Origin of the sequence: Deinococcus pimensis DSM 21231, from assembly GCF_000519345.1 — a bacterium.
Classification (GTDB): domain Bacteria; phylum Deinococcota; class Deinococci; order Deinococcales; family Deinococcaceae; genus Deinococcus_A; species Deinococcus_A pimensis.
Map to the genome: position 1 here is coordinate 81,842 of NZ_KI912635.1, position 2,725 is coordinate 84,566.

Genomic DNA, 2,725 nt, shown 5'->3' on the forward strand with positions numbered 1-2,725 from the left:
CTGGACGCGGCGTTCGAGGGGGGCGCGCGGGTGCTGGTGACGGGGCAGTTCCGTCCGGGCGCGCGGACGCGGGCGCGTGAGCTGGGGATGGGCGTCGTGGCGCTTGGTCACCGCCGCTCGGAGCTGTGGGGACTGCGGCGGCTCGCCCGGGAACTGCGGGACGAGTTCCCGGACCTGGCGCCGGAGGTGTTCGAGGGCGCGGAAGCCCCGGCGGGCGGTCAGGGCGCGGGCCGGTAGCGTTCCTGCAGGGCCTGGATGGCGTCCTCCTTGCCCTTGGCTTCCACTTCGATCCAGCGCACGCCGTGGTAGGAGGCGGGCATCACGTCGATGAGGTCGCTGTGACGTCGGTCGAGGATGCCCTCGCGGCCGTTGCTGAGGTGCACGACCTGCCAGTCGGGCGGGCTCCACGTGCCGCGCGCCGCCTCGGTGTAGTACGTGACGCTGGGGTCGTCGTAGTCCGTGAGGTGTTCCTTGATGACGTGGTGGTGCGCGTCGAAGACGAAGGGCAGGCCGGTGCGGGTGCAGACGTCGAGGATCTCGGCGGAGCCGTAGGCGTGCTCGTCGTTCTCGAACGCGAGGCGCGCGCGGATGTTCGCGGGCAGGTCGGGGACGCGTTCGACGAGGCGGTCCGAGCGTCCGCCCTTGCCGCCGTGGATGAGGACGACGCTCCAGTGGCTGCGCGGGAGGCCCATCAGGTCGAGGTTGCGGGCGTGCTGGCCGAGCACGAGGACGCTGTTGCGGACGACGTCCTCGCTGTCGCTGCTGAGCACGACGAACTGGTCGGGGTGCACGACGACGCGGATGCCGTACGCCTCGGCGCGGCGCGCGACCTCGGGCAGTTCGGGCGCGAGGTCCGCGAGGACCTGCGCGCCGATGCCGTCCTCGAGGTCGCTCATGGGGAAGAGCTGGGAGGTCATGCGGTAGAGGCGGATGCCGCGCGCACGGCAGAAGTCGAGGGCGCGCAGGAGCCGCTCGTAGTTCTCGCGGTAGAGCAGGGTGAGCTTGGCGTGGCGGGCGGTCTCGTCGAGCTTGAGGTAGTTGGTGCGCGTGATGGTTCGGAAGCGGACCGCCTCGGAGGTGGTGACGCAGACGAGGCCGAACTCGGGAGGGGTGTCTTCGGCGGTCATGGGGCAACCGTAGCGCGCGTGTCCTCGTGGGACGTGTGCCCAGCACGAAGTCTCGTTGTCTTGTGTCGTCCCTCAAGCGACGCTCACGCGGACCATTCATGAAGCCCACAATGTAGTGTGTCGTGCGTCTGTAAAAGACTTCACTCGCCTTAATACAACCTTAAACCTTCATCGAAAACTAAGGAATCGGACTCTACCATGAAGCCGTTGAAACGCCTCGCGATGTCCCTCCTCTGTCTGTGTGCGCCCGCCGTGGCCGCCCCCGCCGTGCCCAAGAAGAGCCCGGCGAGGCCCGCCACGGTCCGCAAGGTCGCCGTCCGGACCCCCGCACCGCCCCGGTACGTGCTGTCCGTGGACACGGGAGGCGCGGAACTGCGCGCCGTCTTCGGCACGAAGCTCTACCGCTTCAACGGCGAGGCCCGCACGCTCCTCGAACTCAACGACCTCCTCGACCCCGGCGCGAACGCCGTCCGCATCGGCTGGACCGGCGTGAACCGCCGCGCCGCCTTCACCTTCATCCGTCTCGACGGCAACCGCGCGCAGGTCCTGTTCCGCTACACCCTCGACGGCGCCCTCAAACCTCCGCACGGCGCCCTCAACGTCGCCATCGTCCGCAACGACGACGCCATCGGCGAAGCGATCCTCAGCGCCTTCGTCGTCAAGGGCCTCGTGCGCCTCACCCTCAACGGGCACGGTCTCGGCGACTACGCCTCGTTCGAGCGTCGCGACGTCACCCCCTACCTCCGCGAGGGCCGCAACATCCTCAAGGTGCAGTGGAGCAAGGACTTCGGCGCGAGCCTCCCGCGCGGCCAGGTCACCCTGCAGGACGGCAACCGCGAGCTGGTCCGCTGGGACGGACGCTTCGTGCCCACCCTCAGCGGCGAGCAGACCATCGCCTTCGTGTACCTCTGACCCCGCCCCGCGAGAAGGCGGCCCCGGTTCGCGCCGGGGCCGCCCCGTCTCCTGGGACTATCTCGCCGCCTCCCAGGGGCCGCGCCGCGCCTCGTAGTCCGCGACGAGCGAGAGCAGCGTCACGTCCGACCACTTCGGGCCCGTGAAGGTCAGCCCGACCGGCGCGTTCCCCGCGCGGCCCACCGGCACCGTCGCGCTGGGGTAGCCCGCCTTCGCGCCGATCCCCGCCATCCAGTTGCCCGGCGAGAGCAGCGCCGTGAAGCCGCCCGCGAACATCGGGTCGAGACCCTGGGCGCGCGACAGGCGCAGGTCCCGCTCGCGCGCCCGGACGTACGACGCCTCCCGGAGGGTTCCCGACGTCGCCTCCGCCGCGAGCAGCAGCACCTGACCGTGCGGGATGCGCTCCGGGTTCTCGTCGTTGAGGTCGATCACCTCGCGCAGGGAGCTCGGGCCGTTCGTGACGCCCGCGAGGTACGCGTTGAGGTCACGCTTGAACTCGTAGATCAGCACCTCCAGCCCGCCCGTGGAGAGCTCGTCGAGCGCCGGGAGCTCCACGTCCTCCACCGTCGCGCCCGCCTCCCGCAGCACGTCCAGGGCCGCGTCCAGCAGGGCCACCGTCTCCGCGCCGAGCCGGGCGAACAGGGAACGCACCACGCCCAGCCGCGCTCCCGCGAGCGCCCCCTCCC

General features: G+C 70.7%; 4 protein-coding genes. 2 read left to right on the forward strand and 2 right to left on the reverse strand.

The genetic code is table 11. The features are described 5' to 3' along the window. Positions 1-237, forward strand: a 237-nt coding sequence (locus DEIPI_RS0107535; RefSeq protein ID WP_027481371.1) for a Nif3-like dinuclear metal center hexameric protein, incomplete at its 5' end; no start/stop codon positions are given. Here DEIPI_RS0107535 and uvsE read toward each other — a convergent pair. Then, complete coding sequence (uvsE, locus tag DEIPI_RS0107540) at positions 219-1,127, reverse strand: UV DNA damage repair endonuclease UvsE (RefSeq protein WP_027481372.1); 909 nt, start codon at positions 1,125-1,127, stop codon at positions 219-221. The two genes, DEIPI_RS0107535 and uvsE, sit on opposite strands and share 19 nt — an antisense overlap. Before the next feature lie 198 nt (positions 1,128-1,325). Here uvsE and DEIPI_RS0107545 point away from each other — a divergent pair, with 198 nt between their 5' ends. After that, complete coding sequence (locus tag DEIPI_RS0107545; protein ID WP_045233854.1) at positions 1,326-2,039, forward strand: hypothetical protein; 714 nt, start codon at positions 1,326-1,328, stop codon at positions 2,037-2,039. A gap of 57 nt (positions 2,040-2,096) precedes the next feature. Here DEIPI_RS0107545 and DEIPI_RS41265 read toward each other — a convergent pair. Next, a partial coding sequence (locus tag DEIPI_RS41265; RefSeq protein ID WP_045233855.1) for an amidase occupies positions 2,097-2,725 on the reverse strand: 629 nt, incomplete at its 5' end.